The sequence below is a fragment of the Allobosea spartocytisi genome (genome assembly GCF_014764685.1).
Lineage (GTDB): Bacteria > Pseudomonadota > Alphaproteobacteria > Rhizobiales > Beijerinckiaceae > Allobosea > Allobosea spartocytisi.
In genome coordinates this window covers 559,892-584,147 of sequence record NZ_JACXWY010000001.1, presented here as the reverse complement: position 1 = coordinate 584,147, position 24,256 = coordinate 559,892, and the positions used below count along the sequence as shown (strand labels likewise).

The window sequence follows — 24,256 nt, the reverse complement described above, 5'->3', positions numbered from 1 at the left end:
GGCCCTTTCGTCGTTTTGCGCCGCTCTGGCACGAACCCTGCAGGCGACCGCGCTGCCTGAAGGAGCGTCTTCGGCGTGTTGTCAGGGAGAGTTTTTCTGCCCAAACTCGCGCCAAGGCCGCCCGCTCAGAGGTTGCCACACAGGGGAGAGAATGATGGATCGCAGGACGTTTCTGAAATCCGCGACCGGTGCCGGCGTTGCTGCCGCGGCAGGGGGGCTGGCGATGCCGGCCCTGGCGCAAGGCGCGGCGGCCAAGACCCTGCGCTTCGTACCGCAGGCGAACCTCGCCAATTTCGACCCCATCTGGGGGACGCAATATGTCGTCCGCAATGCCGCGGCGCTGGTCTGGGACACGCTCTACGGCATTGATTCCAAGTTCCAGCCGCAGCGCCAGATGGTCGAGTCCGAGGAAGTCTCGGCCGATGGATTGACCTGGACCTTCAAGCTGCGGCCGGGCCTGAAATTCCATGACGGCACGCCGGTCCTGGCCAGGGACGTGGTCCAGAGCCTGGTGCGCTGGTCCGCCCGCGATCCGATGGGGCTGATGCTCCGCGCCATCCAGGTCGAACTTGCGCCGGTCGACGACCGGAGCTGGAAATGGGTGCTGAAGCAGCCCTTCCCGAAGATGCTGCTGGCGCTCGCCAAGAACAACGCGCCCTGCTCCTTCATCATGCCGGAGCGCATCGCCAAGACCGACCCCTTCACGCAGATCACCGAATTCGTTGGCTCCGGCCCGATGAAGTTCGCCCGGAACGAATGGGTTCCCGGCGCCAAGGCCGTCTTCGAGAAGTTCACTGATTATGTCCCGCGCTCCGAGAAGGCGGACTGGCTGGCCGGCGGCAAGAACATCCTCGTCGACCGCGTCGAATGGGTCATCATGCCCGATCCCGCGACGGCGGCCGCAGCCCTGCAGAACGGCGAGGTCGACTGGTGGGAGACGCCGCTCTCCGACCTCGTGCCCGTGCTCAAGGGCAATGCCAACATCAATGTCGATATCGGCGATCCGCTCGGCAATATCGGCTCCTTCCGCATGAACCACCTCTTCCCGCCCTTCAACAACGTCAAGGTGCGCCAGGCGGTGATGACCGCGCTGAACCAGGAAGACTACATGCGCGCCCTCGTCGGCGAGGACGACAAGCTCTGGAAGGAGCTGGGCGGCTTCTTCACGCCCGGCACGCCGCTCTATACCGAGGAGGGCGGCGAGATGATGAAGGCGAAGAACGTCGCCGCCGCCAAGAAGCTCCTCGCGGAATCGGGCTACAAGGGCGAGCCGGTGGTCTGCGTCGTGGCGCAGGATATGGCGGCGACCAAGTCGATGGGCGACGTCACCGCCGAATTGCTGAAGAGCATCGGCATGAACGTCGATTTCGTCGCGACCGACTGGGGCACCGTCGGCGCCCGCCGCGCCCAGAAGACGCCGCCGGGGCAGGGCGGCTGGAGCATGTTCCACACCTGGCATGCCGGCGCCGACTGCATCAATCCGGCCGCCTACACCGCGATCCGCGCCAATGGCGAAAAGGCCTGGTTCGGCTGGCCCGACGTGCCGGCGGTCGAGACCGAGGTGACGAACTGGTTCAACGCCAAGGACCTTGCCGAGGAGAAGGCGGCGCTCGGCCGCCTCAACAAGGCGGCGGTCGAGAATGTCGTCTATGCGCCCACGGGCTTCTACCTCGGCTATCAGGCCTGGCGGAAGAACGTCTCGGGCGTGGTTTCAGGCCCGCTGCCCTTCTTCTGGGGCGTGTCAAAGGCCTGACGATGGCGGGGGCGGCGGTGGCCGCCTCGACGCTTCACCCTGCTGCGTCCGGGACATCCGTTCCGGCCGTGGCCCCTGGTCAGACTTGAACGAGGTTCGGACAGCCCCATGCTTGCATTCGTCGTCAGACGCATCGTCGCGACCATCCCGGTGATGGCGTTCGTTGCGCTGTTCGTATTTTCGTTGCTGTACATCGCGCCGGGCGATCCGGCGGCGATCATCGCCGGTGACCAGGCTTCGCCGGCCGATGTCGAGCGCATCCGCGCCAGCCTGGGGCTCGACCGGCCCTATCTGGTCCGTTTCGGCGAATGGTCGTGGCGGGTCGTGCAAGGCGATCTCGGCACCTCGATCTTCACCAACCTGCCGGTGACGCAGCTCATCGCCCAGCGCGTCGAGCCGACGCTCTCGCTGATGGTGCTGACGCTGATCTTCGCAGTGGTGATCGCGGTTCCGATGGGCGTGATCGCCGCCTGGAAGGCCGGCACCTGGATCGACAAGGGCGCGATGGCCTTCGCCGTCCTGAGTTTCTCGGTGCCCGTCTTCGTCGTCGGTTATCTGCTCGCCTGGATCTTCGCGCTGAAGCTCGACTGGCTGCCGGTGCAGGGCTACACGCCGCTCTCGCAGGGCGTCTGGCCCTGGCTCAAGAACCTGATCCTGCCGGCGGTGACGCTCGGGCTGGTCTATATCGCGCTGATCGCGCGCATCACCCGCGCCACCATGCTGGAGGTGCTGCAGCAGGACTATGTCCGCACCGCCAACGCCAAGGGCGTGGCGCAGAAGGACGTGCTCTTCCTGCACTCGCTCAAGAACGCGGCGGTGCCGATCGTCACCGTCATCGGCATCGGCATCGCGCTGCTGATCGGCGGTGCCGTCGTCACCGAGAGCGTCTTCGCCATTCCCGGTCTCGGCCGGCTCACCGTCGATGCCATCCTGCGGCGCGACTACCCCGTCATCCAGGGCGTCGTGTTGATGTTCAGCCTGGTCTACGTGCTCGTGAACCTGCTGATCGACCTGACCTACACCCTCGTCGACCCGAGGATCCGCTATTGACCTTGCAGCATCCCATTCCGGCGAACGGTATCGCCGCCCCCGCAGCCCCGGCGAAGCCCGCCGGGCCCGGCAAGCTCGTCCGCTTCGGGCGCTATCTGCGCCGCCACCCCTCGGTCGCGATCGGCGGCGGGCTCCTTGTCCTCATGGCGCTCATCGGCCTGTTCGCGCCGCTGCTCGGCACCGTCGACCCGACGGCGATCTCGCCCAGCCGGCGCACGCGCGTGCCCTCGGAGCTCTACTGGTTCGGCACCGACATGCTCGGCCGCGACATCTATTCGCGCGTCATCTACGGGGCGCGCGTCTCGCTGCTCGTCGGCTTCAGCGTGGCGATCCTGGCCTCGATCGCCGGGCTCGCCATCGGCCTCTTCGCGGGCTTCATGCGCTGGGCCGACGGCATCGTCATGCGCATCATCGACGGCTGGATGTCGATCCCGCCGATCCTGCTCGCCATCGCGCTGATGGCGCTGACGCGCGGCTCGATCGGCAACGTCATCCTAGCCATCACCGTCGCCGAGATTCCGCGCGTCGCCCGGCTCGTCCGCGGCGTGGTGCTGTCCTTGCGCGAGCAGCCCTATGTCGAGGCGGCGGTGGCCAACGGTGCGCGCGCGCCGCGCATCATCATCAAGCACATCCTGCCCAATACCTTCGCACCGATGAGCGTGCAGGCGACCTATATCTGCGCCAGCGCCATGATCGTCGAGGCCATCCTCTCCTTCATCGGCGCGGGCGTGCCGCCCTCGACCCCGTCCTGGGGCAACATCATGGCCGAGGGTCGGGCGCTCTGGCAGGTCAGGCCGCACATCATCCTGTTCCCGGCCGTCTTCCTCTCGCTCACCGTGCTCGCGGTGAACATGCTCGGCGACGGCCTGCGCGACTCGCTCGATCCGCGCATCGCCAAGCGGCTCTGACGCGGCAGCCCTGCCGCTGAAGCAACCCCCGCCAACCACTGCCGGCGCTTGACGCGCCGGCAGTGGTTTTCGAGCCTGTCACCCCATTATCCGGAGCCTCCCGCCGTGAGCCGAATCCTGACCGTCGCCGCAGCCCAGCTCGGCCCGATCCAGCGCGACGAAAGCCGGGCTTCGGCCGTCGCCCGGATGATCGCGCTGATGCGGCAGGCGAAGGAGCACGGCGTCGATCTCGTCGTCTATCCGGAGGCCGCGCTCACCGCCTTCTTCCCGCATTGGTGGATGGAGGACGAGGACGAGATCGACAGCTATTTCGAGACGGCGATGCCCTCGAACGAAACGGCGCCGCTGTTCGAGGAAAGCAAGCGGCTGGGGATCGGCTTCCATCTCGGCTATTGCGAGCTCGCCCATGAGGAAGGGCGCAAGCGGCGCTTCAACACCGCGATCCTGGTCGACAAGACCGGCACCATCGTCGGCAAGTACCGCAAGATCCATCTGCCCGGCCACCCGGAGCATCGGCCCGATGCGCCGTATCAGAATCTCGAGAAGCGCTATTTCGAGACCGGCAATCTCGGCTGGCCGGTCTGGCGGACGATGGACGCCCATATCGGCATGATGATCTGCAACGACCGGCGCTGGCCCGAGAGCTACCGCGTCATGGGTTTGCAGGACGTGGAGCTGATCGTGCTCGGCTACAACACGCCCAAGCACAACCCGCCCGCACCTGACCATGACCGCCTTGGAAACTTCCACAACCAGCTCGTGATGCAGGCCGGCGCCTATCAGAACGCCAGCTGGGTCGTCGGCGTCGCCAAGGCGGGGCTGGAGGCCGGTGTCGATCAGATCGGCGGCTCCTGCATCATCGCCCCGACCGGAGAGGTCGTGGCGCAGGCCGTGACGGAGGGCGACGAACTCGTCATCGCCCGTTGCGACATGGATCTCGGCAAAAGCTACAAGGCATCGACCTTCAACTTCGCGAAGCATCGCGAGCCGCAGGCTTACGGCATGATCGTCGAGCGCAAGGGAGCCGGGCCTTTGTTGAGAGGATAAAGCCCGTGTCACCCGACCCGTTGAACCGGGATTGTTTCTTCCCACCGAAGCTTTCCACCTATGAGCAGGCGGCGCGCGGTTTCTCCGCGCAGGGCCAGAACGGCGGCATGTCCCAGGTCCAGCGCGTCCATCTGAGCGTTGGCCAGAATTATTATCGCTTCTGCGATGCGGCTCGCTTCGCCAGCGATCCGCTGCGCGCCGCTGCCGGCGGCTGGTGGGCGGATCACGAGGTCTTCAGCAAGGTCAGGAGCGTGGCGGGCCGCTCGGCGACCATGGCGCGCTATGCCCAGGGCCTGGGCGAGGCCACGCTGAGCTACGCCGCCAAGCTCTATTTCGCGATTCCCTATGAATGGGGCGATTGCGGCGTCATCGTTGTCGCGAGGCTCACCGACCGCATCGACGCCTTCCGCGGCCGCGGCCTGACCGCCTATCTCGGCGGCGCCGACGTCCGCGATGGCGGTGCGAAATACACGCCGATCCAGGACCCGACGATTTCGCAACTCTTCATTCCCGAATTGCATCTGTATTTCGGGCGCGCCTTCTCTATCGTCCGGCAGGGGCCGGCCTCCACCTTCTGAACGGCGTCGCCATCGCCTTTGCTCAATGGCCTGCGGAGTAGTTTCGATGACCCACGACATTATCCTCAAAGGCGGCCGGGTCATCGACCCCTCGCAGAAGCATGACGGCATCCTCGACGTCGCCTTCACGGACGGCAAGGTCTCCGGCTTCGGCAAGGATCTGAAGGGGGCGAAGGAGATCCGCGACGTCTCCGGCTACATCGTCACGCCCGGCCTGATCGACCTGCACACCCATGTCTATTGGGGCGGCACCTCGCTCGGCATCGATGCCGACGAATTCTGCCGCCTGTCGGGTGTCACCACCTCCGTCGACACCGGCTCGGCCGGCCCCGGCAACTGGGCGGGCTTCCGCAAGCACGTCATCGAGCCGAGCCAGGCGCGCATCCTCGCCTATCTGCATGTCTCGCATGCCGGCATCTACGGCTTCGACCACCGCGTCATGGTCGGCGAGAGCGGCGACATGCGCCTGATGAACCCGATCGACTGCGCCGAGGTCGCCGACAAGAACCGCGACTACATCGTCGGCATCAAGGTCCGCGTCGGCCTGCATGCCTCGGGCGACCAGGGCACCAAGCCGCTCAACATCGCGCTGCAGGTGGCCGAAGAGGTCGGCATGCCGCTGATGTGCCATATCGACCATCCGCCGCCATCCTATGAGGAAGTCCTTGCCATGCTCAGGCCGGGCGACGTGCTGACGCACGCCTTCCGCCCCTTCCCGAACGCCCCCTGCACGGCGCAGGGCACGGTGAAGCCGGAGGTGGTGGCCGCCCGCAAGCGCGGCGTGATCTTCGATATCGGCCACGGCAAGGGCTCGTTCTCCTTCAAGACGACGCGCGCCATGCTCGCCAACGGCTTCGAGCCGGATGTGATCTCGTCGGACGTTCACAAGCTCTGCATCGACGGCCCGGCCTTCGACCAGGTCACCACCATGTCGAAATTCCTCTGCATGGGCATGAGCCTGAACAATGTCGTCGCCGCTTCGACGGTGAACGCCGCCATGGCGCTGAAGCGCCCGGAATACGGTTCGCTCAAGGTCGGCTCGCTCGGCGACGCGACCATCCTGACGATCAAGGAAGGCAAGTTCGACTATGTCGACGTGGTCGGCGAACACCTGATCGGCGACAGGAAGTTCGTCTCCGAGGGCGTCGTGCTCAAGGGCAAGTGGTGGCACCCGAAGCGGACCAGCAAGTTCCCGAAGGTCGCGGCGTAACTTTCATGTCACGCGAAACGGGCTGGCGCCGCATGGCGCCTGCCGATCTGCCGGCCGTGATGCGGATCGCGGCCGTTGTCCACCCGGCTTATCCCGAGGACGAAGCCGTCTTCGCCGAGCGGTTGCGGCTTGCCGGCGAAGGCTGCCATGTCCTGGAGGGCGAGGGCGGGGCGCTGCTCGGCTATCTCGTCAGCCATCCCTGGCCGGCCGGCGAGATCCCCGCGCTCAACTCCCGGCTTGGCGCCGTTCCGGACGGTCAGGCGAACTGGTATCTGCACGATCTCGCTGTGCTGCCCGAAGGACGCGGAGCGGGGGCTGGCGGCCGGATCCTCGCGGAGCTCGCCCGCCGGCTCGGGCAGGCCGGCTACCGAAGCCTCTCGCTGGTGGCGGTGAACGGCTCTACAAGCTTCTGGCAGCGTCAGGGATTTGCCGTTGTCGAAGAGCCCGCGCTGGCCGGGAAGCTGGCGACTTACGATGAAGCGGCCTGCTATATGCGCCGCGACCTGAAGGACTGAGGAGAAAGATAACATGAGCGCCGATGACAGGCTGAAGGAACTGGGGCTGACCCTGCCGGAGGTGCCGACGCCGGTCGCGACCTATGTCAGCTTCAAGCAGGTCGGCGACATGATCTATCTCTCCGGGCAGGGACCCAAGCGCGCCGACGGCACCTATCCGACCGGCAAGGTCGGCGCCGACGTCACGATCGAGCAGGCCTATGAGCATGCCAAGCAGACCGGCCTCGGCCTGCTCGCGGCGATGAAGAAGGCGGCGGGCTCCCTCGACAAGGTCGAGATCGTCAAGCTGCTCGGCATGGTCAATGCAGCGCCCGATTTCTCGGATCATCCCAAGGTCATCAATGGCTGCTCCGACCTGTTCGTCGCCGTGCTCGGCGACCGGGGCCGCCACGCCCGCTCGGCCGTCGGCATGGGCTCGCTGCCGAACCGGATGACCGTCGAGATCGAGGTTATCGTCAAGGTGCATCCATGAGCGTGACCGCGACCACCTCCAGGGCCGTCGATCAGCCGGCCGCCACGCCGCTCGCCGCCGAGATCGCCCGCATTTACGGCACCCCTGCCGTCGTGATCGACCTCGACAAGGTCGATGCCAACATCGCCCGTCTCCAGGCCGCCTGCGATGCGGCCGGCGTTGCCAACCGCCCGCATATCAAGACGCATAAATCGCCCGAGCTGGCGCGGCTCCAGATCGAGGCCGGCGCACGCGGCGTCACCTGCCAGAAGCTCGGCGAGGCCGAGGTCATGGCCGATGGCGGCATCGACGACATCCTGATCAGCTACAACATCCTCGGCGAGGAGAAGCTGGGCCGCCTCGGCGCGCTCCAGCGCCGCGTCCGCATGATCGTCGCCGCCGACAACCCCGTGACCATCTCCGGCCTGCCGCGCGCGGGCGAGATTGCGGGGCGTGATCTGGAAGTCGTCATCGAATGCGACACCGGCCGCAAGCGCGCCGGCGTCGAGACGCCCGGCGAGGCGGTCGAGCTTGCGAAGATGGTCGCGGCGTCGCCGGGCCTGCGCTTCGCCGGCTTCCTGATGTACCCGCCGGAGGATGGCTGGGAGCGCACGCAGGTTTTCCTCGACACCGCCAATGCCGGCCTGCGCGATGCCGGCCTCAAGGCCGATATCGTCTCGACCGGCGGCTCGCCCAACATCCCCAACATGGGCAAGCTCAAGGGCGCGACCGAGCATCGCTCGGGCACCTCGATCTTCAACGACCGCATGCAGATGGCGGCCGGGGTCGCGACGCTCGATGATTGCGCGCTGACCGTCTACGCCACGGTGGTGAGCCGGGCGGCGCCCGAGCGCGGCATCCTCGATTCCGGCTCGAAGACGCTGACCAGCGACAAGGGCGGCCTCGACGGCCATGGGCTGATCCTCGAATATCCTCGCGCGAAGATCGCGCAATTCGCCGAGGAGCACGGTTTCCTCGATCTCTCCGGCACGAACGAGCGTCCCGTCGTCGGCGAAGTCGTGCGCGTCGTGCCGAACCATGTCTGCGTCGTCGTCAACATGGTCGACCGGCTGATCACGGTGCGGGGCGACAAGCTGATCGGGGAACTGCCGGTTGCGGCGCGTGGGAAGCTGACCTGACCTGGAAAGACGGCGTGGTTCCGTGAGAAGCGCGGTGCGTGTCAATTCTGCAGGATTTTCGATCCTTTGATCGTGACATGTCCGGACGCCTTGGCTTCGAGGTGTCCGGAGGCCTTGAGCGTGACGTCCCGTCCGTGAAGCTCGACGCTGCCGTCCTTCTTCAGGTCCAGCCTGGCATCGCCGCTTTTCAGCACCATCGCGTTGGCGCTTTCGACCAGAAGCGTCTTGCTGACCGCGACCGTCATCTCCTTGCCGGAGGTGACGGCAAGGCTCTGTCCGCTATCGATCTTGCAGCCCACGGCCGCCGTGACGTTGAAGCTCCGTGTTTCGAACGAGGCTTCATGGCCGCTGCTGATGCGCAGGCGGTTGCCGACAACGAGGCTGGCATTGGCGCCTGCGATCACGGCAAGGTTGGCGCCTGCGGTCAGCGTCATCGCGCTGCCGGCCGTGAGCGAGATCCCGAGCCCGCAATTGACGGTCAGAGAGCCCGGCGCGTTGATGACGACATTGCCGCCCCGGTCTGCCGAAATCGCCTGCAGCAAGGCTGCGACCTGCGTCTCCAGCGTGGCGATGCGCTTCTGGAGGGCTTCGTTGTCCCGATCGGCCATCGCATTCCCCGCTTATTGGATGACAGGGTGACGAAACGTCACCTTATCACGCGACAGGCTTGGCGAGAATGCGCTCCGCGGCTCAGCTCTCCGGATGCCGCGCGTTCCAGTTCGCTGCGTATTCCGCGCAGAGCCGGTCGAGTTCGGCCCTGTCGGTGACGCCGGCAGGGCGGCTGCGCGACGGCGAGGCCTGCTGGAACGGCACGGAGCGCTGATGCGCCACCCGCCAGAGCCGGCGCAGCTCCGCCAGCGGATCGGCATGATCGTCGACGCGGATGTCGAAGCTCGGCACCGGCTCGCCGTTCCAGATGCGGATGGCGGCTGATTGCCGGCCGCGCTTGTCGCCGCCGGCCTTCTCGCCGGCTTCGAGCGCGACCAGGAGCCGTTCGTCGAAATCGAGGCCGGATGCCGCGATATAGGCCTTCAGCGTCTGCTGCACGACCTCCGGCCCCGCCAGCATGTTGCCGGCGACCGAGACCTGCGGCCCGTCCACCGCACCGCACCAGTCGATGCAGGCCGCACCCGTGTGAGCGGCGATCTTGCCGTCGCGGTCGATGACATGGAGCTGGCGATGGGCACGGCCCTCGTCGGCCGCCGTCAGCGTCGCGACGATCTCGAGAGCCGAGCGACCTTCCTGCAGCAGCTTCAACCCGTCGACGCCATAGAGCGGATTGACGAAGGCCTGCGTCGCGATGGCGCCGATCCGGCCGCCGCCATAGGGCACGCGCGCGCCGACGGCGAAGGCGCAGGTCGAGACGGCGACGCCATAGGCGCCCGTGGCGGCGTCGCGGGCGACGATGGACCAGGTCATATGCGGTTCCTCGTTATCCGGTCGATCTCAGTCTTCCCCGTCATCCCGGACAAGCGGCGAAGCCGCGCCGATCCGTGATCCATCGAAGGGCGAGGCGCTCTACGATGGCTTCCGGGTCTGTGCTTCGCTTCGCCCGGAATGACGACAAAACCGGCAGAGCTTACCGCCCCGCGGCATAGGCCTGCATCAGACGCGGCGTCGCGGCGGCGCGCAAGAGGCCGTCATCGCCCGTCTCCGCCGCCGTCAGGCGCCCGACCGTCCAGGCAGGGGCGCGCTCGAGCCTGTGGCCGCGCCGCTCCAGCTCCGCCAAGGCCGCCGCGCCGATGCTCTCCTCGATCATCAGATGTCCCGGCCGCGAGGTCCGGGGATAGAAGGAGGAGGGGAAATGCTGGGTGTGGAACAGCGGCAGGTCGATGGCTTCCTGCAGGTTGAGCCCGTGATGGACCCGGCGCAGGAAGAGGCCGAGCTGCCATTGCTCCTGCTGGTCGCCGCCCGGCGTGCCGAAGGCGAGGCGCGGCCGGCCATTCTCGAAGGCAATGGTCGGCGTCAGCGTCGTGCGCGGCCGCTTGCCCGGCGCAAGCGAAGCCGGCAGGCCCTCTTCCAGCCAGAACATCTGCGCCCGCGAATTGAGCGGGAAGCCGAGCTCCGGGATGACCGGCGAGGATTGCAGCCAGCCGCCCGACGGCGTCGCCGCGATCATGTTGCCCCATTTGTCGATGACGTCGATATGGACGGTGTCACCCTTGCGCCCGGCCGCGACCATCGAGGCCATGGTCGGCTCGCCGACGCTGGCGCCGCCCTGGGTCGGCTGGGCGATGGCACCGAGCGCCTTCAGCGCATGCGCCACCTGCGCCTCGTAGCCGGGCACGATGCCGGGGCGCAGCTCCAGCGAGGCCTGTTCGCCGATCAGCCCGCGCCGGCCGGCGGCGTAATCCTCCGAGAGCAGCGTCGCGAGCGGCACCGTCACGAAATCCGGGTCGCCGTAATAGGCCTCGCGATCGGCGAAAGCGAGCTTCATCGCCTCGACGACATGATGCACGAAGTCGGGGCTCGCCGGACCCATGCCGGCGAGGTCGATGCCCTCGAGGATCTTCAGCGTCTGCAGGAAGGCCGGGCCCTGGCCCCAGGGGCCGATCTTGAAGACCTCCCAGTCGTGATACGTCACCGAGGTCGGCGTCTCGTAGGTCGGCTTGTAATTCGCCATGTCCTGCGCAGTCAGCAGGCCCTTGTTGCGGCGGCCGGAGGAATCCATCACCTCCTGCGTGCGGCAGAAACGGTCCATCGCCTCGGCGACGAAGCCCTTGTACCAGGAATCATAGGCGGCCTGGATCTGCTCCTGCCGGTCGGAGCCTGCGGCCTCCGCCTCGTCGAGGATGCGCCTGTAGGTCGCGGCGGCGGCCTTGTTGGCGAAGAGCTTGCGCGCCTCCGGCACATTGCCGCCGGGGAGATAGACCGCGCCGGATGTCGGCCACTCGCCGGTGAAGAGATCGGTAAGCTCCCGGATCGAATCCGAGACGCGCGGCAGCATCGGGTGGCCGTTCTCGAAATAGCCGATGGCCGGTTCCAGCACCTCGCGCAGCTTGAGCCGGCCATGGTCGCGCAGCAGCGTCATCCAGCCGCCGAAGGCGCCCGGCACGACGGTCGCGAGCAGGCCGGAGCCGGGGATCATATCGAGGCCGAGTGCCTTGTAGGCCGCGATGGTTGCCGCCTGCGGGGCGGGTCCCTGCGCGCAGAGCGTCTCGACCTTCTTCGTCTCGGCCGAATAGAACACGGCCGGCATGTCGCCGGCCGGGCCGACGAGATGCGGCTCCACCACTTGCAGCACGAAGGCGGCGGCGGCGCAGGCGTCGAAGGCGTTGCCGCCCTTCTCCAGCATCGCCATGCCCGACGCGGTCGCGAGCCAATGCGTCGAGGTGACGACACCGAAGGTGCCGAGGATTTCGGGGCGGGTGGTGAACATGGGTGTATCCAGTCGTGGAAAGTGGTCGGTGCGGTGTCAGCGGCGAGGGCCGGGCGTGGCTGGCGTCATCTAATTCTCTCTGGGATCGAGCGCATCGCGCAAGCCGTCACCGAGCAGGTTGAAGCCGAGCACCGCCAGGAAGATGCAGATGCCCGGCGCCACCGACATCCAGGGCGCCTGCTCCATGAAGTTCTTGGCGACGTTGAGCATCTGCCCCCAGGAGGGTGATGGCGGCTGCTGGCCGAGCCCCAGGAAGGAGAGGGCGGCTTCGAGGATGATCGCCTGCGCCATGAACAGCGTCGATTGCACGATGATCGGCGAAAGCGTGTTCGGCAGCACATGGCGGAACATCAGCCGCAGGTCGCGCGCGCCGACGGCCCGTGCGCCCTCGACGAAATCCTCGGCCTTCACGCTCATCACCTGCCCGCGCACCAGCCGGATGAAGATCGGCACGGCCGACAGGCCGATCGCGATCATCGCATTGGTCAGCGAGGGGCCGAGCACCGCCGCAAACGCGATGGCCAGGATCAGAAAGGGGCAGGCGAGCAGGGCTTCGGTGACGCGCGAGATCACGATGTCGATCCAGCCGCCATACCAGCCGGCGATCAGCCCGAAGGGCAGGCCGATGGCGACCGCGATCAGCACCGAGACGATGCCGGCGAGCAGCGAGGCGCGCGCCCCGAAGAACAGCCGCGCCACCTGATCGCGCCCGAGCTCGTCGGTGCCGAACCAGTAGAGCTCCGAAGGCGGCTTGCGGATGGCGAGGAAATTCGACTTGAACGGGTCCGCCAGCGGCAGCACCGGCGCCAGCACCGCCAGCAGCACGAAGAGGAGCACGAGCCCGCCGCCGATCAGCGCCGAGGGATTGTGGAGGAGCCGGGCCAGCACGCCCGGCCGCGCCTTCAGCCCGCTCGCCGTGCCTGCGCCCGAGGAGATGGAATCCATCGATGCCATCAGGCCGCCCTCAGCCGCGGATTGACGAGGATGTAGAGGATGTCCGCCAGCAGGTTCATCAGGATGAATCCGATGGCGGTGCACAGCACCACGCCCTGCACCACGCCATAGTCGCGGTTGAACACCGCATCGACGATGAGCTTGCCGAAGCCGGGAATGGTGAAGACCTGCTCGGTCAGCACCGCGCCGGCCAGCAACTCGCCGAAGAGCAGCGTCGTCAGCGTGATGATCGGCACCAGTGCGTTGCGCAGCGCATGGCGATGCACGACCGTGTCCTCGTCCAGCCCCTTGGCGCGGGCGGTGCGGACATAGTCGGAGCGCAGCACCTCCAGCATGGCCGAGCGGGTATGGCGCATCAGGAAGGCGGCGAGCCCGTTGCCGAGCACGAAGGCCGGCATGATCAGGCGCTGGATCGCCTCCCAGGGGTGGACGAAGATCGATTCGTAACCTGAGGCCGGCAGCCACTTCAGATAGACCGAGACCAGCAGGATCAGCATGATGCCGAGCCAGAAATTCGGGATCGACAGCCCCGACAGCGCGACGGCGCTGGCCGAATAGTCGACGATAGTGCCCTTGCGCCGCGCCGCCAGGATGCCGATGGGGATGCCGATCGCGATTGCCACCAGGATCGCGGCGGTGGCGAGCTGGATCGTCACCGGCAGCTTCTGCAGGATGAGGCCGAGCACGGGCTCCCCGGTGCGCAGCGAGCGGCCGAAATCGCCCTGGACCACCTGCCCGAGCCAGGCGAAGAACTGCACGAAGACCGGGTCGTTCATCCGGTAGATCTCGCGCAGCCTGGCGATGGCCTCGGGGTCGCGCTCCTCGCCGGCGAGGACGAGGAAGGGGTCGCCCGGCAGCGCACGCTGCAGGGCGAAGACGAAGACCGACACCAGGAACAGCGTCGGGATCGCGATCAGGATGCGTCGCAGGATGAGCGTCAGCATGGCGCACTCGAAACCGCTTTGTCATTCCGGATGCAGCGAAGCGGAATTCCGGGGTCCATCATAGGGAACTGCGCTCTACGATGGATCCCGGGTCGACCCTCGGCCGCCCGGGACGATGGCGCCGTGGTCGGCGCGAGGGAAGGGCTCACGAGCGCTTCAACCCTGCCAGCCGGATCAGCCCGTCCGGGTTGATGACAAAGCCGTCGATGTTCTTGCGCAGCGCGAAGAAGACCGTCTGGTTGTAGAGATAGATGATCGGCAATTCGTCGTTCAGGATCTTCTGGGCGGCATCATAGAGCTTCTTGCGTTCGGCCGGATCGTAGACGGTCCGCGCCTGGTTGAGCAGGCGATCGACCTCGGGGTTGGAGTATTTGCCGTCGTTCTGCCCGCCGCCCGTGGTGACGAAGGGGTGGATGTTGCCGTCGGGGTCGATGCGGCCAGACCAGCCGATGCGGCTCATCTGGAACTTGCCCTGCTGCTGGTCGCGGAGCTGGCTGGCGAACTCGGTCGCGCGGAGCTGGACATCGATGCCGGCTTCCTGCGCCATCGCCTGGATCACCTGGCCGATTTGGGTATCGACCGGGTTGTTGGTGACGAAGAGCTCGGCGGTGACCTTGGGCTGCCCGGCCTCCTTCAGCAGCGCCCTGGCCTTGGCGACATCGCGCGCCGGCACGGGGAAATCGCCGCTGACATAGAAGTTGCCGGGGTTGAAGGGCTGGTTCATCGGCTCGTAGAGCCCCTCGAACACCACCTGGCTCAGCACCTTGCGGTCGATGGCGAGCGAGAACGCCTGGCGCACCCGCTTGTCCTGGCCCATCGGCTGCTTCGCGGCATCGCCGTTATTGGTGTTGATGGTGATGCCCTGATAGCCGAGATTGGCGATGCTGGTCACCTTGAGCGAGGCATCGGCCTTGGCCGATTTCACGTCGGTCGGCGCCAGTCGCTCCAGCATGTCGAGCTCGCCCGAGCGCAGATTGGCGAGCCGGACGGTGGTGTCGGGAATCGAGCGGTAGATGATCCGGTCGAAATTGTATTTGTCGGCTTCCCAATGCTCTTTGAACTTCTCCAGCACGATCCGGTCGTTCTGCACGCGCTCGACGAATTTGTAGGGGCCGGAGCAGATCGGCCTGGCGGTGACGTCGCCGGAGAGGCTTTTCGGCGCCAGCATCATGCCGGCACGGTCGGTGAGCTGGGCAAGCAGGGTGGCGTCGGGCCGCTTGAGCTTCAGGACGAGCGTCGCCGGGTCGGGCGCCTCGACCTTGTCGACCGAGGCGAGCTCCGATTTGCGCAGCGATTCAGGCAGGGTCATCGCCCGTTCGAGATTGGCCTTGGCGGCCTCGGCGTTGAAGGCCTCGCCGTCGTGGAACTTGGCCTCGGTCCGCAGCTTCATCGTCAGCGTCAGCCCGTCGGCCGAGAATTCCCAGGAGGTGGCAAGCCGCGGCACGAGTTTCAGCTCGGGCGTGATGTCGAGCAGCCGGTCGCACAGCCCCATGAAGACGATCCGGCCGACGAAGGTGCGGGCCTTGTGCGGGTCGAGCATGTCCGGGTCTTCCTGAAGCCCGATCCGCAGCGTCGATGGGGCTTGCGCCAGCGCCGGTGACAGGCCGGGCCACGCGGCGAGCGCGAGGGTGGAAGCTGCGGCCAGAACTTTGAGAAGCTTCATGGTTTTCCCCTCTTCGAACGTCGTTTTTCAAGGCGTCTCGGAAAGCGGGCGAGCACTCCGATCCGGCTCCATATCGGCGAACTTGTTCCTTGCGGGACCAAGTTGACACAGAACCGCGGTGCCGTCGACGCTGCGGCGCACCAATTTCCGGGCGGCGCTGCACGGTTTTTGGGCGGCTCCCGCGGCATGCCGAACACTCGGGCAGGCGATGCGGCGATGACGGTCGCGCTGGCCGTAGGCGCCGGCTAGAAGGACGTAGAAAAGCGAGAGGGAGGAAACCGTGCTTCTGGGTGTGATCGCCGACGACATGACGGGCGCGACCGATGTGGCGCTGATGCTGAACCGGGCGGGTATGCGGACCGTGCAGGTCATTGGCGTGCCGGCGGCCGGCGTCGCCTTGCCCGATGCCGATGCGGTGGTGGTCGCGCTGAAATCGCGGACGAATCCGGTGGCGGAGGCGGTCGCCGACTCGCTGGCCGCCTGCGAGGCGCTGCTGGCGGCAGGGGCGCGGCAGATCCTGTTCAAATACTGCTCGACCTTCGATTCCACGGCGGAGGGCAATATCGGCCCGGTTGCGAACGCGCTGATGGAACGGCTTGGCGCGAAGCTCGCCGTCGTCTGCCCGGCCTTTCCGGCCAATGGCCGCTCGATCTATCAAGGCTATCTCTTCGTCGGCTCTGTCCCGCTTCACGAAAGCTCGATGAAGGACCACCCGCTGACGCCGATGCGCGATTCCAACCTGATGCGATTGATGGCGGCGCAGGCGAAGGCCGAGGTCGGCCTGGTCGACTATGCCACGGTGTTCGCCGGCCCCGCCGCGGTGAAGGCGCGCCTCGCCAAGCTCGAGGTCGAGGGCGTTCGCTATGTGGTGACCGACGCCCTCACCAATGAGGATCTGATGACGCTCGGCCATGCCGTCTCCGAGCATGTCTTGCTGACCGGCGGCTCCGGCATCGCGATGGGCCTGCCGCAGAATTTCCGCCGGGCCGGGCTCCTGCCGGAGCATCCCGGCCCGCAGGATTTGCAGGCACCGGCCGGGCGCAGCGGCATCATTTCGGGAAGCTGCTCCACTGCGACGCGCGGGCAGATCAAGGCGGCGCTGGCGGCGGGCTATCCGGCGCTCAAGGTCGATCCCTTCGCGCTGGTCGAAGGCCGGCAGGATGCGGCCGGGCTCGCTGCCTGGGCGTTGGCGCAGCCGGCCGATAAGCCCTTCCTGCTCTATTCCAGCGACGATCCGGCCGAAGTCGCGGCGGTTCAGGACAAGCTTGGCCGTGAGAAGGCGGGGGGTGTCGTCGAGGATGCCTTCGCCGAAATCGCGCGACTGTTGTCGAAGGGTGGCGTCACGCGCCTGCTCGTCGCCGGCGGCGAAACCTCCGGCGCCACCGTGCTGGGCCTGGGGATTCGCACGCTGGAGATCGGCCCCGAGATCGACCCCGGCGTGCCCTGGACCCGCGTCGTAGACGGGCCGGCGATGGTCGTCGCGCTCAAATCGGGGAATTTCGGCGCCCCGGACTTCTTCCTGAAAGCCTGGAGCCTGCTGCGCTGAGACGCGGTTTGCGCCGGCGGAAACTCGTATAGGATCGCGGGGCAACCGGTCTTGGCAGTATTGGGAGCCCGCATGGATATGGCGTTTCTCGGCGAACTCCTGACCAACGTCGCCGATCGCGGCCGTGCGCTGATCGGCTTCGAGCGCTTTCTCGGCAAGGGCGCCCGGCCGATCGACCGGCTCTGCGAGGATCTTCTGTCGGGCAAGGGCGAGGCCTCCGGCATGGCGTTCGCGCAGGCGGTGCTCGACGCCTGGCAACGCCTCGACAAGCCCGGTCGTCTCGCCTTCTTCAACCTGCTCGCGGAGCGCTTCGGCCCGGATGCGGAGCGGCTCGACAAGGCCATCGAAACCTATCGCAAGAAGCCGGACGCGGCGGCCGTCTCGGCCCTGCATCTGGCATCCGAGCCTCGCCGGCAGGAATTGCTGCGCCGCCTCAATCTTGCGCCGGACGGTACCCATGTCCTCGTCCAGATGCGCGAGGCGCTGTTCGAGGCGATGGAGGCGGAGCCTGCGCTCAAGGCCGTTGATGCCGATTTCCGGCACCTTTTCGGCTCCTGGTTCAATCGCGGCTTCCTCGTGCTGCGCCGCATCGACTGGCGTACGCCGGCCAATGTGCTCGAGAAGATCATCCGCTACGAGGCGGTGCACGAGATCCAGGGCTGGGACGATCTGCGTCGGCGCCTCGAACCGGCGGACCGGCGCTGCTTCGCCTTCTTCCATCCACAGCTCGTCGACGAGCCGCTGATCTTCGTCGAGGTCGCGCTGACGACCGAGATTCCACGCACCATCGGCGAGGTGCTTCAGCCGGAGCGCGAGGTGCTGCCGGCGCAGGAGGCGACGACGGCGGTGTTCTATTCGATCTCGAACTGTCAGGAGGGCCTGCGCGGCATTTCCTTCGGCAATTTCCTGATCAAGCAGGTCGCCGAGGACCTCAAGCGCGAGTTGCCGGGGCTCGACACCTTCGTCACGCTCTCGCCGGTGCCGGGCTTCGCCCGCTGGCTTTCCGGCATCGCCGCCGATCCCGGCGCGTTCCATCTCACCAATGAGGAGCGCGCGGAGCTGGGCCGTCCGGCCGGCGAGACCATCTCGCTCGACGACGCGACCAAGGCGCGTCGCGACAAGCTGCTCGGCCAGATGGCTGCGCAATATCTGCTGCGCGCACGGGGGAGCTCGGGGCGCGTCATCGACCCGGTCGCGCGCTTCCATCTCGGCAATGGCGCGCGGCTGGAGCGCGTCAATGTCGGCGGCAATCTCTCGGCGCGGGGTCTGCGCGAGTCGCATGGCGTGATGGTGAATTACCGCTACGACCTCGACGACATCGAGACCAACCACGAGGCCTTCGCCACGCGCGACACGGTCGTGGCCTCCTCCTCGGTGCGCAAGCTGCTGCGCCCGGCCAATCCCTGACAGACCCGACGACGGAAACGCCTGAAAGGACCCGAAATCATGGGCAACCACCTGTTCGACCTCATCCGTGCCCGCATGCCGGGGCCAGGCGCGCGTTTTGCGCTCCTCGATGACGGCCGAAGCTACAGCTATCAGGACGTGCTCGACGTCTCCGCCCGCTTCGCCAACGCGCTGGTTGGCCTCGGCGTGAAGCCGGGCGACCGTGTCGCGGTGCAGGTCGAGAAGAGCATCGAGGCGCTGATGCTCTATCTCGGCACGGTCCGGGCCGGTGCGATCTTCCTGCCGCTCAACACCGCCTATACCCCGGCCGAGATCGAGTATTTCCTCGGCGATGCCGAGCCCGCCGTCTTCGTCTGCGATCCGGCGAAGGCCGAGGCGCTCAGGCCCTTCGCCGAGAAGGCCGGCGCGAAGCTGGAGACGCTCGGCGTCTGGCGCGCGCCGGATGTCTCGGCGGGCACGCTGTCCGACAAGGCGCTGGCGGCCTCGACCAGCTTCGCCGATGTCGCGCGCGGGCCGGACGATCTCGCGGCCATCCTCTACACCTCCGGGACGACCGGGCGCTCGAAGGGCGCGATGCTCAGCCACGACAATCTGTCGTCCAATGCGCTGACCCTGGTCGACTATTGGCGCTTCACCAAGGACGATGTGCTGCTGCACGCGCTGCCGATCTTCCACACCCATGGCCTCTTCGTCGCGACCAATGTGGTGCTGCTCTCCGGCTCCGCGATGATTCTGCTGCCGAAATTCGATCCCGATCAGATCTTCAAGCACCTGCCCCAGGCGACCAGCATGATGGGCGTGCCGACCTTCTATGTCCGGTTGCTGCAGGATGCGCGGCTGACCCGGGAGGCGACGAAGCATATGCGCCTCTTCGTCTCCGGCTCGGCGCCGCTGCTGGCCGAGACCCATCGCGAATGGCGCGAGCGCACGGGCCACGCCATCCTCGAGCGCTACGGCATGACCGAGACCAACATGAACACCTCGAACCCCTATGAGGGGGATCGCGTCGCCGGCACGGTCGGCTTCCCGCTGCCGGGCGTTTCGGCCCGCGTCACCGATCCCGAGACGGGCAAGGAAATCGCCCGCGACGAGATCGGCATGATCGAGGTCAAGGGCCCCAACGTCTTCAAGGGCTATTGGCGCAACCCCGAGAAGACCGCGGCCGAGTTTAAGGCCGACGGCTTCTTCATCACCGGCGATCTCGGCAAGATCGATCCCGCTGGCTACGTCCATATCGTCGGGCGCGGCAAGGACCTGATCATCACCGGCGGCTACAACGTCTATCCGAAGGAAGTCGAGACCGAGATCGACGAGATGCCGGGCGTGATCGAGAGCGCGGTCATCGGCGTGCCGCATCCCGATTTCGGCGAGGGGGTCACGGCGGTCGTGGTCTGCAAGCCGGGCGCCGAGATCACCGCGAAGGGCATCGCCGGGGCGCTGGAGCAGCGTCTCGCCAAGTTCAAGCAGCCCAAGCAGGTCTTCGTCGTCGGCGAATTGCCGCGCAACACCATGGGCAAGGTCCAGAAGAACCTGCTGCGCGAGCAGTACAAGGACATCTACGCCAAGCAGTTGAAGGCGGGGGAATAGACCCCTTCCGTTTTAAATCGCGTGTCATCCCGGCCGGAGCGAAGCGAAGAGCCGGGATGACACGCGTATTTGAGCGGCTCAAACCAGCGCCGGCACGCCGAGTTCGATCGTCTCGCCGTCAGCGGGGATTCGCAGGCGCCGCGTGTCGACGCCGCGTTCCTTCGCCGCCTTGCGCAACGCTGTGCGACTGACGGTGGCGTGGTCCAGCGCTTCCATATGCGTCGCGATCATTGTCGCCCGCGGGAATGCTTCGGCAAGATCGAGCGTCTGCTCGTCGTCCATCACGATCAGCGTGTTGTCCCACATCGCCCCGCAGGAATGCGTGACGATGACGTCAGGTCCCGTCGCCGCCGCGGCATCGCGCAGCGGCGGATAGAGCACGCTGTCGCCGCACCAGTAGAGCGTCGGCTCGCCCGGCGCCTCGAAGCTCAGCCCCATCACCGGCCCCATCTTATCGACCACGGCGCCGGTGCCGTGCTGGGCCGGATGCCGTTTCAGGATGATCGGCCCCAGCCTGATGAAGCAGTCGATCGCCGTGATCGAGGAGAAACCCGCCTGCGCGATCGCCGCTTCGTCACCCGGCCGGCAAATGATCGGCAGGTTCTTCGGCACGCGCTCCTTCGCGACCGCATCGAAATGGTCGGCGTGGAGGTGGGACACGATCACCGTGTCCACCCCGGCGAGGATGTCCTCGATCGGCTCGGGCAGCGGCGTCATCGGGTTCTGCGAGCGGCCGGTGAAGGAAGGGCGACTGAGCGGCACCCCGAAATCCGGGTCGATCAGGAAGGTCCTGCCGCCATAGTTGAGCTTCAGCGTCGCGTTGCGGAGAAGTTTGAGCTTCATATCCGTCCGGCTCCTGGTCTCGGGGCGGGCATTGTTTCGCCCAGGCCGCAGCGAGACCAGTTCGGATTTGTGAAGCTCGCCCCAACTTCGCGTGAGGTATCAGGCCGGTGAGAACTGGCCGTAGGGCACGGTTTCGCGCGCGGTCCGCAGCGCGCTCGCCCACCAATGGAGCTGCGCCAGCATCGTCGCCATCGCGCGTTCGGCACGGTCGGCTTCCATGAGCCGGCCCTCTGTGTCGAAGCGGCCCCAGACATCGGCGAAGGAGACGCCGTCGCGGATCGGTGCGGCGTGCAATTCGCCGAAGACGAGCCGCAACTGCTCCACGGCGCGCAGGCCCCCCGAGATGCCGCCATAGGAGACGAAGCCGACCGGCTTGCCGCGCCATTCCGGCCCGATCGAGTCGATCAGGAATTTCAGGATCGCCGGATAGGCGCGGTTGTATTCGGGCGTCACCACGATGAAGCCGTCGGCCCAGGCGATGGTCTGTCGAACCTCTTCCAGAGCCGGATGGCCGCTGCCGACATGGCGCGGCGGCAGTTCGAGCGTGCCGGGGTCGATGATCGCGAGCTCGAACGGGCCGTCGCCCTCGATCTGGGAAATCGCCCAGCCGGCGACCTTGTCGCAGAAGCGGCCCTCGCGGCCGCTGCCGTAGATCAGCGCCAGCCTGATCCTTGTGTCGAGCTTCTTGAGCATGGATGCGCTCCGGTTTGCGTCACGGGAGCGAGGCTTATAGAACCTCAACTAAGGTTAAGGTCAAGCGCCGAAAACGGAGGGGCGTGCGATGGATGTACCGCAGCGCCTGCCCATGGAATTGAGCGTCGGCGAGGTCGCGCGCCGCAGCGGGCTCGCCGTCTCGGCACTGCATTTCTACGAGGCGGAAGGGCTGATCAGCAGCCACCGCACGGCCGGCAACCAGCGCCGCTATCCGCGCGAGGTGCTGCGCCGTGTCGCGATCATCAAGGTGGCGCAGCGCGCCGGCATGCCGCTCAAGACGATCCGCGAGGCCTTCAAGGCCCTGCCGCAGGGGCGCACGCCGACCGTGGCCGACTGGAAGCGCCTCTCCACGGCCTGGAAGGCGGAGCTTGATCGGCGCATCGAGCGGCTGACGCGATTGCGCGATCATCTCAACGGCTGCATCGGCTGCGGCTGCCTTTCGGTGAAGGACTGCCCGCTGCGCAATCCCTGGGACAGGCTGGCGGAGGAGGGGACGGGCGCGCGCCTGCTCGATCCGGACTGAGCCAGAGCTTCGGCCCGAAAAGCGGAGCGCGTTTTCGGGAGAAGCCGATGAACAACCCAAAAATCTAGTCCGCCTCGTGCAGCCTCTCCAGCGGGAAGCGCGCCACGTCGGCCATCAGCTCGGCAAAGCCCTTGGCCTGCAGCGCGGCGGTCGCCTTGCCTTTCTCGGCCGTGGCGAGGCTGGCATCGCCCGCCACGCCTGCGGGGTGCACGTCCTGAGCCATCCAGGCGAAGGCATGCGGGCCGGTCGGCCTCAGCCAGCGATAACCCTCATCCGCCATCGGCAGCATCAGCGGCTCGAAGCGTTCGGCCTTGCCCATACTGACGAGGTCCGGCCGGAAATGCAGCATCAGCGCGGTCTCGACATCGCCGCCATGAATGCCGTGGCGGATATCGAGATCGGCAAAAAGCCCGTCCGGCAGGCCGAAGGACATCCAGGCGCTCGTCACTGCGAGCATGCCGCGCTCCACGCGCAATTCACGCGCGGCGATCTTCATCGGGTCGACATTGCCGCCATGGGAGGTCAGCAGCACGAGCTTGCGAAAGCCCGCCCGCTTCACGCTCTCGCCGATCTCGATCCAGGAGCGGACAGTGCTCTCCCAGCCGATGGTCAGCGTGCCCGGCGAATGCAGGTGTTCGTTCGATTTGCCGATGGCCTGCGTCGGGAGCACCAGCACCTCGACCTCGGCGCCGACCAGCGGCATCGCCTCGGCGAGCATGCCGTTCATGATGGTGGTGTCGGTCGAGACCGGCAGATGCGGGCCGTGCTGCTCGATCGCTGCCAGTGGCAGGACCGCGACGGTGCTCTCGCGCGGCAGTGCGGCGAAATCGGAGCTCTTGAGATCGCCCCAGAAGCGTGCGGTCATGCTCGGCCTGTCGATCGCGGGTTGCGGATGTCGCGAAGCCGCCTGCCGCGAGGCGGTGTTGCGATTTCCTGCCATGCTATCGCATGGCATAAGGGCACAAGGCCAGAGATTGCCGGGTCCGCCGTGGGGGAGTTCCGAACATGACGATGATGAGATATCGCCTGGACCGGCGCGCCGCGCTCGGCCTCATCGGCGGCTCCGCCGCTTCCGTGCTGGTGCCGGTGCCGGGCGCGCGGGTGAACGCGCAGACGCTCGACAAGGTGAGCTTCCAGACCAATTGGCGCGCCCAGGCCGAGCATGGCGGCTTCTATCTCGCGCTCGCCAACGGCATCTACAAGAAATACGGCATTGACGCCGAGATCCGGCAGGGCGGCCCGCAGCAGAACCCGTCGCAGCTCCTGCTCGGCGGTCGCGTCGACATGACGATGTCGACCAGCTTCGAGGCGGTGCGCTTCGCGCAGGAGAACATCCCCTTCCTCGCCATCGCCTCGATCTTCCAGAAGGACCCGCAGGTCCTGATTTCGCATCCGAACCAGGGCAACGACTCGCTTGCGGCCCTGAAGGGCAAGCCGATCCTGATCGGCACCGAGGCACGCACCGCCTTCTGGCCCTTCCTGCGCGCGAAATTCGGCTACACCGACGACCAGATCCGCCCCTACACCTTCAGCATGGCGCCCTTCCTGGCCGACAAGCGGATTTCGCAGCAGGGCTTCTTGTCCTCCGAGCCCTTCGCCATCCAGAAGGCCGGGGTGAATCCGGTGGTGCATCTGCTCGCCGACAATGGCTTCGACGCCTACAACACGACGATCAACGTCTCGCGCAAGCTGATGGAGACGAAGAAGGATCTGGTCCAGCGCTTCGTCACCGCGACGCTGGAGGGCTGGGCGCAATACATGAAGGCCGGCCCCGAGAATGCCGCCGCCAACGCGCTGATCCTGAAGGACAATCCCGACATGGATCAGGAGAAGATCGACTACGCCGTCAAGGTCATGAACGAGAACGGTATCGTCCTGTCGGGCGATGCGCTGACACTCGGCGTCGGCGCCATGACCGATGCGCGCTGGGCCAGCTTCTACAAGACCATGGCCGATGTCGGCGTCTTCCCGGCCGGCGTCGATGTGAAGAAGGCCTATACGCTCGACTTCATCAACAAGGGCGTGGGCAAGCCCTGAGCGTCGCG

Annotated in this window: 23 protein-coding genes; 14 read left to right on the top strand and 9 right to left on the bottom strand. The window is 66.7% G+C overall.

Translation table 11 applies throughout. The annotated features are described in order from the left end of the window. Window positions 1-154: 154 nt before the first annotated feature. The 9 genes from IED13_RS02840 (at window position 155) to IED13_RS02800 (ending at window position 8,651) form a co-directional block, all read left to right on the top strand. Window positions 155-1,753, top strand: coding sequence for an ABC transporter substrate-binding protein (locus IED13_RS02840; RefSeq protein ID WP_112763366.1), 1,599 nt, complete (start codon window positions 155-157; stop codon window positions 1,751-1,753). Window positions 1,754-1,861: 108 nt separating this feature from the next. Beyond that, a complete protein-coding gene (locus IED13_RS02835; RefSeq protein WP_038361273.1) occupies window positions 1,862-2,803 on the top strand; it encodes an ABC transporter permease in 942 nt (313 codons plus the stop codon). Next, window positions 2,800-3,711 carry an ABC transporter permease gene (locus IED13_RS02830; protein ID WP_404801877.1) on the top strand — a complete coding sequence of 304 codons (912 nt, stop codon included), beginning with the start codon at window positions 2,800-2,802 and terminating at the stop codon, window positions 3,709-3,711. The genes IED13_RS02835 and IED13_RS02830 overlap by 4 nt, the downstream gene beginning before the upstream one ends. 105 nt (window positions 3,712-3,816) lie before the next feature. Further along, window positions 3,817-4,758: an N-carbamoyl-D-amino-acid hydrolase gene (locus tag IED13_RS02825; protein ID WP_191123285.1), complete on the top strand. Its 942-nt coding sequence runs from the start codon at window positions 3,817-3,819 to the stop codon at window positions 4,756-4,758. 5 nt (window positions 4,759-4,763) lie between these two features. Next, a complete protein-coding gene (locus IED13_RS02820) occupies window positions 4,764-5,336 on the top strand; it encodes a hypothetical protein (protein WP_142020242.1) in 573 nt (190 codons plus the stop codon). Window positions 5,337-5,382: 46 nt separating this feature from the next. After that, complete coding sequence (locus IED13_RS02815; RefSeq protein ID WP_112763369.1) at window positions 5,383-6,546, top strand: amidohydrolase/deacetylase family metallohydrolase; 1,164 nt, start codon at window positions 5,383-5,385, stop codon at window positions 6,544-6,546. Between the two features lie 5 nt (window positions 6,547-6,551). After that, window positions 6,552-7,061 (top strand): GNAT family N-acetyltransferase, encoded by a 510-nt coding sequence (locus IED13_RS02810; RefSeq protein ID WP_248312410.1) that lies wholly within the window; start codon window positions 6,552-6,554, stop codon window positions 7,059-7,061. A 13-nt stretch (window positions 7,062-7,074) separates the two neighbouring features. Beyond that, a complete protein-coding gene (locus IED13_RS02805; protein ID WP_038361290.1) occupies window positions 7,075-7,533 on the top strand; it encodes a RidA family protein in 459 nt (152 codons plus the stop codon). After that, on the top strand, window positions 7,530-8,651 hold the full coding sequence (locus tag IED13_RS02800) for an alanine racemase (RefSeq protein ID WP_191123284.1): 1,122 nt from the start codon (window positions 7,530-7,532) through the stop codon (window positions 8,649-8,651). The genes IED13_RS02805 and IED13_RS02800 overlap by 4 nt, the downstream gene beginning before the upstream one ends. Before the next feature lie 41 nt (window positions 8,652-8,692). Here IED13_RS02800 and IED13_RS02795 read toward each other — a convergent pair whose 3' ends face one another. The 6 genes from IED13_RS02795 to IED13_RS02770 form a co-directional block, all read right to left on the bottom strand. Beyond that, window positions 8,693-9,259: a DUF2345 domain-containing protein gene (locus IED13_RS02795; RefSeq protein ID WP_038361293.1), complete on the bottom strand. Its 567-nt coding sequence runs from the start codon at window positions 9,257-9,259 to the stop codon at window positions 8,693-8,695. An 82-nt stretch (window positions 9,260-9,341) separates the two neighbouring features. After that, a complete protein-coding gene (locus IED13_RS02790) occupies window positions 9,342-10,070 on the bottom strand; it encodes a DUF1028 domain-containing protein (protein WP_051987725.1) in 729 nt (242 codons plus the stop codon). Window positions 10,071-10,230: 160 nt separating this feature from the next. Further along, window positions 10,231-12,030, bottom strand: a complete 1,800-nt coding sequence (locus IED13_RS02785) for a gamma-glutamyltransferase family protein (RefSeq protein WP_191123283.1) — start codon at window positions 12,028-12,030, stop codon at window positions 10,231-10,233. Between the two features lie 69 nt (window positions 12,031-12,099). Next, window positions 12,100-12,975 (bottom strand): ABC transporter permease, encoded by an 876-nt coding sequence (locus IED13_RS02780; RefSeq protein ID WP_112763527.1) that lies wholly within the window; start codon window positions 12,973-12,975, stop codon window positions 12,100-12,102. A gap of 8 nt (window positions 12,976-12,983) precedes the next feature. Then, window positions 12,984-13,928 (bottom strand): ABC transporter permease, encoded by a 945-nt coding sequence (locus IED13_RS02775; RefSeq protein ID WP_038361297.1) that lies wholly within the window; start codon window positions 13,926-13,928, stop codon window positions 12,984-12,986. A gap of 145 nt (window positions 13,929-14,073) precedes the next feature. Further along, a complete protein-coding gene (locus IED13_RS02770; RefSeq protein ID WP_191123282.1) occupies window positions 14,074-15,591 on the bottom strand; it encodes an ABC transporter substrate-binding protein in 1,518 nt (505 codons plus the stop codon). 280 nt (window positions 15,592-15,871) lie between these two features. Between IED13_RS02770 and otnK the strand changes: the two genes are divergently transcribed. From otnK to IED13_RS02755, 3 genes are all read left to right on the top strand, one after another. Beyond that, on the top strand, window positions 15,872-17,137 hold the full coding sequence (gene otnK / locus IED13_RS02765; protein ID WP_191123281.1) for a 3-oxo-tetronate kinase: 1,266 nt from the start codon (window positions 15,872-15,874) through the stop codon (window positions 17,135-17,137). Between the two features lie 72 nt (window positions 17,138-17,209). Then, window positions 17,210-18,544, top strand: coding sequence for a malonyl-CoA decarboxylase (locus tag IED13_RS02760; protein WP_112763376.1), 1,335 nt, complete (start codon window positions 17,210-17,212; stop codon window positions 18,542-18,544). Between the two features lie 39 nt (window positions 18,545-18,583). Next, complete coding sequence (locus IED13_RS02755) at window positions 18,584-20,131, top strand: malonate--CoA ligase (protein WP_191123280.1); 1,548 nt, start codon at window positions 18,584-18,586, stop codon at window positions 20,129-20,131. 78 nt (window positions 20,132-20,209) lie between these two features. Here IED13_RS02755 and IED13_RS02750 read toward each other — a convergent pair whose 3' ends face one another. After that, on the bottom strand, window positions 20,210-20,974 hold the full coding sequence (locus tag IED13_RS02750; protein ID WP_038361306.1) for an MBL fold metallo-hydrolase: 765 nt from the start codon (window positions 20,972-20,974) through the stop codon (window positions 20,210-20,212). A 99-nt stretch (window positions 20,975-21,073) separates the two neighbouring features. Continuing rightward, window positions 21,074-21,667 (bottom strand): NADPH-dependent FMN reductase, encoded by a 594-nt coding sequence (locus IED13_RS02745; protein WP_133562039.1) that lies wholly within the window; start codon window positions 21,665-21,667, stop codon window positions 21,074-21,076. An 88-nt stretch (window positions 21,668-21,755) separates the two neighbouring features. On the opposite strand from IED13_RS02745, the gene soxR reads away from it, so the two are divergent. Continuing rightward, window positions 21,756-22,211: a redox-sensitive transcriptional activator SoxR gene (gene soxR / locus IED13_RS02740; protein WP_038361308.1), complete on the top strand. Its 456-nt coding sequence runs from the start codon at window positions 21,756-21,758 to the stop codon at window positions 22,209-22,211. Window positions 22,212-22,275: 64 nt separating this feature from the next. On the opposite strand, the gene IED13_RS02735 is transcribed toward soxR, so the two are convergent. Continuing rightward, window positions 22,276-23,076 (bottom strand): creatininase family protein, encoded by an 801-nt coding sequence (locus IED13_RS02735; RefSeq protein ID WP_191123279.1) that lies wholly within the window; start codon window positions 23,074-23,076, stop codon window positions 22,276-22,278. A gap of 140 nt (window positions 23,077-23,216) precedes the next feature. Here IED13_RS02735 and IED13_RS02730 point away from each other — a divergent pair, with 140 nt between their 5' ends. After that, a complete protein-coding gene (locus IED13_RS02730; RefSeq protein WP_113252098.1) occupies window positions 23,217-24,248 on the top strand; it encodes an ABC transporter substrate-binding protein in 1,032 nt (343 codons plus the stop codon). Window positions 24,249-24,256 lie beyond the last annotated feature (8 nt).

What these genes read in the sequence shown, in the direction of transcription:
- IED13_RS02840 (WP_112763366.1), top strand. Translation starts at nt 155, where the DNA reads ATGGATCGCAGGACGTTTCTGAAATCCGCGACCGGTGCCGGCGTTGCT.
- IED13_RS02835 (WP_038361273.1), top strand. Translation starts at nt 1,862, where the DNA reads ATGCTTGCATTCGTCGTCAGACGCATCGTCGCGACCATCCCGGTGATG.
- IED13_RS02815 (WP_112763369.1), top strand. Translation starts at nt 5,383, where the DNA reads ATGACCCACGACATTATCCTCAAAGGCGGCCGGGTCATCGACCCCTCG.
- IED13_RS02810 (WP_248312410.1), top strand. Translation starts at nt 6,552, where the DNA reads ATGTCACGCGAAACGGGCTGGCGCCGCATGGCGCCTGCCGATCTGCCG.
- IED13_RS02805 (WP_038361290.1), top strand. Translation starts at nt 7,075, where the DNA reads ATGAGCGCCGATGACAGGCTGAAGGAACTGGGGCTGACCCTGCCGGAG.
- IED13_RS02800 (WP_191123284.1), top strand. Translation starts at nt 7,530, where the DNA reads ATGAGCGTGACCGCGACCACCTCCAGGGCCGTCGATCAGCCGGCCGCC.
- IED13_RS02795 (WP_038361293.1), bottom strand. Translation starts at nt 9,259, where the DNA reads ATGGCCGATCGGGACAACGAAGCCCTCCAGAAGCGCATCGCCACGCTG.
- IED13_RS02790 (WP_051987725.1), bottom strand. Translation starts at nt 10,070, where the DNA reads ATGACCTGGTCCATCGTCGCCCGCGACGCCGCCACGGGCGCCTATGGC.
- IED13_RS02785 (WP_191123283.1), bottom strand. Translation starts at nt 12,030, where the DNA reads ATGTTCACCACCCGCCCCGAAATCCTCGGCACCTTCGGTGTCGTCACC.
- IED13_RS02780 (WP_112763527.1), bottom strand. Translation starts at nt 12,975, where the DNA reads ATGGATTCCATCTCCTCGGGCGCAGGCACGGCGAGCGGGCTGAAGGCG.
- IED13_RS02775 (WP_038361297.1), bottom strand. Translation starts at nt 13,928, where the DNA reads ATGCTGACGCTCATCCTGCGACGCATCCTGATCGCGATCCCGACGCTG.
- IED13_RS02770 (WP_191123282.1), bottom strand. Translation starts at nt 15,591, where the DNA reads ATGAAGCTTCTCAAAGTTCTGGCCGCAGCTTCCACCCTCGCGCTCGCC.
- IED13_RS02760 (WP_112763376.1), top strand. Translation starts at nt 17,210, where the DNA reads ATGGATATGGCGTTTCTCGGCGAACTCCTGACCAACGTCGCCGATCGC.
- IED13_RS02755 (WP_191123280.1), top strand. Translation starts at nt 18,584, where the DNA reads ATGGGCAACCACCTGTTCGACCTCATCCGTGCCCGCATGCCGGGGCCA.
- IED13_RS02750 (WP_038361306.1), bottom strand. Translation starts at nt 20,974, where the DNA reads ATGAAGCTCAAACTTCTCCGCAACGCGACGCTGAAGCTCAACTATGGC.
- IED13_RS02745 (WP_133562039.1), bottom strand. Translation starts at nt 21,667, where the DNA reads ATGCTCAAGAAGCTCGACACAAGGATCAGGCTGGCGCTGATCTACGGC.
- soxR (WP_038361308.1), top strand. Translation starts at nt 21,756, where the DNA reads ATGGATGTACCGCAGCGCCTGCCCATGGAATTGAGCGTCGGCGAGGTC.
- IED13_RS02735 (WP_191123279.1), bottom strand. Translation starts at nt 23,076, where the DNA reads ATGACCGCACGCTTCTGGGGCGATCTCAAGAGCTCCGATTTCGCCGCA.
- IED13_RS02730 (WP_113252098.1), top strand. Translation starts at nt 23,217, where the DNA reads ATGACGATGATGAGATATCGCCTGGACCGGCGCGCCGCGCTCGGCCTC.